Annotated in this window: 6 protein-coding genes; 2 read left to right on the top strand and 4 right to left on the bottom strand. The window is 65.4% G+C overall.

Annotation, left to right across the window (positions count from 1 at the left end; all coding sequences use genetic code 11):
• Positions 1-149 precede the first annotated feature (149 nt).
• The gene (locus PGX04_RS30270) at positions 150-398 is read left to right on the top strand and encodes a DUF6684 family protein (RefSeq protein WP_098724228.1); all 249 of its coding nucleotides are present in this window, start codon (positions 150-152) and stop codon (positions 396-398) included.
• Between the two features lie 52 nt (positions 399-450).
• On the opposite strand, the gene PGX04_RS30275 is transcribed toward PGX04_RS30270, so the two are convergent.
• Positions 451-585, bottom strand: coding sequence for a hypothetical protein (locus PGX04_RS30275; protein WP_273741876.1), 135 nt, complete (start codon positions 583-585; stop codon positions 451-453).
• Between the two features lie 613 nt (positions 586-1,198).
• On the opposite strand from PGX04_RS30275, the gene PGX04_RS30280 reads away from it, so the two are divergent.
• Positions 1,199-1,459, top strand: coding sequence for a DUF7520 family protein (locus PGX04_RS30280; RefSeq protein WP_273741877.1), 261 nt, complete (start codon positions 1,199-1,201; stop codon positions 1,457-1,459).
• Positions 1,460-1,583: 124 nt separating this feature from the next.
• On the opposite strand, the gene PGX04_RS30285 is transcribed toward PGX04_RS30280, so the two are convergent.
• From PGX04_RS30285 to PGX04_RS30295, 3 genes are all read right to left on the bottom strand, one after another.
• Positions 1,584-3,284, bottom strand: coding sequence for a methylmalonyl-CoA mutase family protein (locus PGX04_RS30285; protein ID WP_273741878.1), 1,701 nt, complete (start codon positions 3,282-3,284; stop codon positions 1,584-1,586).
• A 226-nt stretch (positions 3,285-3,510) separates the two neighbouring features.
• Positions 3,511-4,338 carry a CBS domain-containing protein gene (locus tag PGX04_RS30290; RefSeq protein ID WP_273741879.1) on the bottom strand — a complete coding sequence of 276 codons (828 nt, stop codon included), beginning with the start codon at positions 4,336-4,338 and terminating at the stop codon, positions 3,511-3,513.
• Positions 4,339-4,420: 82 nt separating this feature from the next.
• Positions 4,421-5,525: DHH family phosphoesterase (locus PGX04_RS30295; protein ID WP_273741880.1), on the bottom strand; the 1,105-nt coding region annotated here is incomplete at its 5' end.

The raw sequence follows: 5,525 nt of genomic DNA on the forward strand, positions 1-5,525 counted from the left end.
CTCGTCGTCGCCGGCGTGGTGACGATCGGCGGGGCCGGACTCGTGCGGTCCCGCCGAGCCGAGCGCGGCGAGAGCCGCGGGATCGAATCGTGAATCGGAACCGTTCACCGAACGACTCGCTCGAGACACCACAACTCTAACAGCTACCGATGAGCCGACCTGCCTTCGACGCGGAAGTTGCGCTCGACCTCGCAGTCAACACGGTCCCCTTCCTGATCATGGCGTTCTTCGTCGCGGTCTTCGCGGTGTTCAACCCGTGGGGGTTCGATCCGCTCCAGTCGACGATCCAGTTCGCCGTCCTGCTGTCGACGATGGGAACGCTCGCGTTCGTGACCTACCTCGCGGCTCGAGTGATCGAAACCGACGACCGGACGCGATACGACACCGGCGAGCCCTGATCGCGGCTGAGAGCCGACCGCCGTCGCGATCAGTAGCCGACCGCCGTCGCGATCAGTTGATGATGAGCACGAACCCGGTCACCGCCATCATAACCGAGATCCCGACCAGGAGGAGCAAGAACAGTTCCTTTTCGGAGAGCCGGCGCTGCGGTGTCGGTCGGTCGGACTCGGCCTTATCGGAGCTCATAGACGACCACTATCGGCGAGATACGCGGCAGACGGGGAAGAGCGTTTCCCAGCTTCTCTCGGCAGACGAGGAAGCGACCGGTGCCATTCGGGGGTGTCGGGGCCATGCGAGGGTGCCACCGGTGCCATACGGGGTGCCACCGATCGAGATTCGAGTACGGAGCGACTCGAGGTCCGCACTGGCCGAAACGGTGGGAGAACACACCGGGCGGTAACACCACTACAGACGCGGTCTCCCTCGAAAACTACCGCGAGGCCGTCGACGGCTCCCGATCGATCCGATCCGCAGAGCGAGGGGTGACGCAGTTTGCGCACCGAGCGGGACCGTCGATCCGAGCGAACAGCCGTTCACCGCAATCAGGACAGCTTCCATCAGGATATCGGACCATACACCTAGAAGACAAGAAAGGGACCATATGTTTTCCGGCTTTGCTCCTTCGATAGGATACACCGGGGAATACACGCCTTGTGTCATCGACGGGCCCGTTTCAACTTTATTAGTTGAAACGGTACTCTCTCCGTTCCATCATTATCCGTCCGAGCGTGGCGTTCGATCGTCGACCCGACATCGCCACAGCACAAACTCCACTATCCGGGACGACGTATCGGGAGCCGTGACCGACGATCGAACGATCGCTGGCAGGGGAGCCGTCGCCAGCCTCGGCCTCGCACTGGTCGTCGCGACCGCCGCCTTCGGGGCGCTGCTCGGGGCAACTCTCCCCGACTACACCGGGCTCGAGACGATCACTATCGGGACGGTCGCGGTGGCCGTCTCACCGCTCTCGCTCGCTGCCTACGGTGCCGTCGCCGTCGGTATCCTGCTGCTATCGCTCGGGTTCGTCGTCGGCGTCCTCTCTCGGTTCGACGACGCCTAACTTCCGCGGGTCACGTTCTCGCGACAGCACGCCGCGTCCCGCTCTCAGACGGACTGTTGTCAGCCAGTTCCGAAAACCGCGAACCGCCCTGCGGGTGCGCCGGGACATCGGGACACCAGACCGTCTAGGCCAGCCCGATGGTCTCGCTGTACGCGCCGTACTGGTCCTCGAAGACCGCCATGATCTCGCCCATCGTCGCGTAGGCTTTCACCGCGTCGACGATGTACGGCATCGCGTTCTCGTCGCGTTCGCTGGCCTCGGCCAGGGCCTCGAGCGCGTCCGCGACCGCTCCGTCGTCCCGGTCGGATTTCACGTCCTCGAGGCGGCCGAGCTGACGTTCGGCCGTGGTCTCGTCGATCTGGAGGATCTCGGGACTGGTGTCCTCCTCGAGCGTGTACTCGTTGACGCCGACGACGACCTCCTCGCCGCGCTCGACGCGCTCCTGGTACTCGTACGAGGCGTCCTGAATCTCCCGGAGGAAGTAGCCGTCCTCGATTCCCGTGAGAATTCCGTCGCGGACCGAGCCGTCACCCATCTCCCGGATCTCCTCGATGTAGCGCATCGTCCGCTCCTCGATCTCGTTCGTGAGCGTCTCGACGGCGAAGGAGCCGCCCATCGGGTCGACGATGTCCGCCGCGCCGGACTCCTCGGCGATGATCTGCTGGGTCCGCAACGCGACGCGGACCGCCTCCTCGCCCGGGAGCGCGAGCGCCTCGTCGAAGCTGTTGGTGTGGAGCGACTGGGTGCCCCCGAGGACGCCGGCCAGCGCCTGCATCGTCACTCGGGCGACGTTGTTCAGCGGCTGCTGGGCCGTCAGCGACTGGCCCGCCGTCTGGGTGTGGAACTTGAGCCGCTTTGACTCGTCGGCGTCCGCGTCGTACCAGTCGTCCATCACCCGCGCGTAGATTCGCCGGGCCGCCCGGAACTTCGCGATCTCCTCGAAGAAGGAGTTGTGACAGTTGAAGAAAAAGGAGAGCCGCGGCGCGAACTCGTCGATGTCGAGCCCGCGCTCGATCGCGTCCTCGGCGTAGCCGAAGCCGTCCGCGAGGGTAAAGGCCAGCTCCTGTACGGCGGTCGAGCCGGCCTCGCGGATGTGATAGCCCGACACCGAAATCGGGTGGAACTTCGGCGTCTCCGCCGTGCTGAACTCGAGGACGTCCGTCACGAGATCGAGCGACGGCTCCGGCGGGATCACCCACTCCTTCTGGGCGATGAACTCCTTGAACATGTCGTTCTGGAGGGTCCCGCGAAGCGCCCCGCGGGGAACGCCCCGCTGATCCGCCAGCGCGACGTACATCGCGTAGATCACCGGCGCGGAGGGGTTGATCGTAAAGGAGGTCGAGATCTCCGCAAGGTCGATCCCGTCGAAGAGGATCTCCATGTCCCGGAGCGTGTCGACGGCGACCCCCTCCCGGCCGATTTCGCCCTCGCTCATGGGGTCGTCCGAATCGAGCCCCATCAGCGACGGCATGTCGAACGCCACGGAGAGACCGGTCTGCCCCTCGTCGATCAGGTAGTGAAAGCGCTCGTTGGTCTCCTCTGCAGTCCCGAAGCCGGCGAACTGACGCATCGTCCACGTGCGACCGCGGTACATCGTCGGGTACGGCCCCCGAGTGTAGGGTTCCTCGCCCGGAAACCCCAGGTCATCGAGATAGTCGAGCTCCGAGACGTCCTCGGGGGTATAGAGCCGATCGACCTCGTGGTTCGAAACCGTCGCGAACCGGTCCTTCCGCTCGTCGTGGCGCTCGAGAACCGGCTCGAGCGACTCGGTCTCCCATCGCCGGCCTTCCTCGCGGATCTCCTCGAGATCCTCGTCGTCGTACATGGTCGTAATATTTGCCGACGACGCAATGAAGGTTCGGGGAGGACGGATCGGCGTGAGAAACGGATCGGCGTGAGAAACGGATCAGAGGGAGAGACGGCCAGTGTTCTGGGGCCATCACGAGCCGATTCGACGGTGGAAGGGGCCGATCATCAGACGACCGCCGGCTCCGACCGGCAGCGTCCGACGAGTGTAAGACACCGTCGTGAGCGGCTGCAGTCCGACGGTGTTACTCCGTCTCCCTGCCGTCACCGCCGTCGGACTGCAGCCGCTTCGTCGTCTGAACCAGCGGATGACGGGCGTAATCGACGACGTCGATGTCGTCGATTCGCTCGAGGCCCTCCTTTTGAGCCGTGCGTGCCATCCCCAGATCGATTTCGGTGTCGACGACGATGACGTAGGCGTCCATCTCGTCGATTCCCAGCCGGTCAGCCGCGAGCACGCGGTGGTGGCCGTCCGCCAGCAGGAGGGTGCCGTCGTTGTCGATGACGACCAGCGGTTCGGCCAGCCCCCGCTCGAGTTCGTAGCGCCGGCCCTCGAGTTCGTCGGCGTAGACCCGTCCCTGCGTGGGCGTCAGCTCCGAGAGCGGAACGGTCCGGCGCTCCTCCGTCAGGTCGATCTCGTGGATCTGCTCCAACGTTCGCATCAGCTTGCCGACTTTTTCGGGGGTCGCGCGCTCGATCTGACTGCGGATGACGTCCGCGTTGGAGATGATCCCCACCAGATTGCCCGCGTCGTCGACGACGGGGAGTTTCTGTATGCCAGAGCGAAGGATGACTCGAGCGGCGTCGTTTACCTTCATGTCGGGGTGGGCCACCAGCAGATCGGTCGCCATAACCTTGAAGATCAGATCGTCGTCCCCGGCGAGCAGTAGGTCGCGGGCGCTGACGAAGCCCTCGACGCGCCGTCGCTCGCAGACCGGAAAGCCGCTGTGCTCCTCGCTCTCGGCGATCCGCGTCGCGACCTCGCCGACGGTCTCGTCCGGCGACACCGTCGCCACGTCGCGCGTCATGTACTCCTTGACCTGGGGTTTCGTCCGGTCCGACATGACGTCCATAGACGGGGACACGGGAGCCGCGCGCAAAAGTACTGTTACTGACGCCGCCAGCCGGATTCCCACTCTCGGCCCTCGACACCGCTCACGCCGACTCGCCGTCTTCCGGCTCGCCGCGCTGGGTGAACAACCACTCGCTGGTCTGCGTGTAGGCACCCACCGGAACCCCGGGTCGCGTCCGGATCGCCTCGAAGAACCGGTTCGTGATCACCTCCTCGACGACACTGACGATCGATTCGACCTCCACCTCGTCGTCGGCGCTTCCCAGGATCCCGATCTCGAGTTGCGCGCCGGCCATGTCGGCGTGGCCGCCGGCGCTGCCGATCCGATCGAACCCGTCACGGAGCGTCTCGCCGAGGTCGACGTCGGTGGCCCGCGAGCGGGCTGACAGGAACACCATCTCGTCGTCGAACCCGAACACGAGCGTCGTCTCGACGCCCTCCATTGCGAGCAACTGATCGGCCGCCTGGGGTAACGCGTCCCGGTCGCCGATCCGCCCGACGCTGGCGACGGCCACCGAATCGCGCTGGACGCGGTTCTTGATCGCTCGCGCGATCGTCTCGAGGGTCTCGCCCTCGAGCGAGGGTTGTTCGATCTGGCGCAGAATCGACGTATCGACGTGGGGAGACAGGGTGGACGCGGCCATGAAGTCGGCGGGCGAAACCTCCCGTGTGAAATCGTTCGTGTCGACCCGAATGCCGTACAACAGCGCCGTCGCCGTCGAGGGGTCGAACGCGAGATCGAAGCGTTCGACGTACTCCGTCAGGACGGTGCTGGTCGCACCCGCACCCTGCCGGAGGTCGACGAACTCGCCGGGAACCGGCCCGCGCGGCGGATGGTGGTCGATGACGATATCGGCGTGGAGGTCCGTTGGAAGCTGATCGTTGACGCCGGGTCGGGAGTGATCGACCAGCGCGAACGCCGAATACTCCGCGAGCGAGTCGTCCGGGTCCATGTTTCGCAGATCCAGCTCGAGCAAGTTGACCATGGCCCGGTTCTCCTGATGGGAGATGTCGCCGAAATAGCAGGCGTCGGCGGCGACGCCGACGGACTCGGCGACGTCGACGAGTGCGACTGCACTCGCGATCGCATCCGGGTCCGGATTGTCGTGGGCGACGACCGCCAGCCGGCCGTCGATCCGCCCCAGTTGCTCCCGGAGTTCGATCGCCGCTTCGGCGGACGGGCTCGCC

The sequence above is a fragment of the Natrinema soli genome (assembly GCF_028618695.1).